The organism is Pseudomonas sp. HY13-MNA-CIBAN-0226 (assembly GCF_040310305.1).
Taxonomy (GTDB): domain Bacteria; phylum Pseudomonadota; class Gammaproteobacteria; order Pseudomonadales; family Pseudomonadaceae; genus Aquipseudomonas; species Aquipseudomonas gregormendelii.
The window spans coordinates 1-230 of the sequence record NZ_JBEOPS010000709.1; the positions used below are offsets into that span (position 1 = coordinate 1).

Annotated in this window: 1 protein-coding gene; it reads left to right on the forward strand. The window is 65.7% G+C overall.

The window, feature by feature from the left end:
- Positions 1-182: CAP domain-containing protein (locus AAEZ05_RS30540; RefSeq protein ID WP_350650447.1), on the forward strand; the 182-nt coding region annotated here is incomplete at its 5' end.
- Between the last annotated feature and the right edge of the window lie 48 nt (positions 183-230).

Below are 230 nucleotides of genomic sequence, written 5' to 3' on the forward strand. Positions count from 1 at the left end.
TCGGCGAAACCATCGCCGCCGGCCTCGACACGCCGCGCAAGGTCGTCGACGGTTGGCTCGCCAGCCCCGGACACTGCGCCACCCTGATGAACCCGCAATTTCGCGACTTGGGCGCCGCCTACGCGATGGACCCCAAGAGTGACGCGGGCATCTATTGGACGGGTTTATTCGGCACGCAGTGAAGGTTGGGCGCCGGCCCAACCCGGCCAACAATGACGGCGTGCAAATAG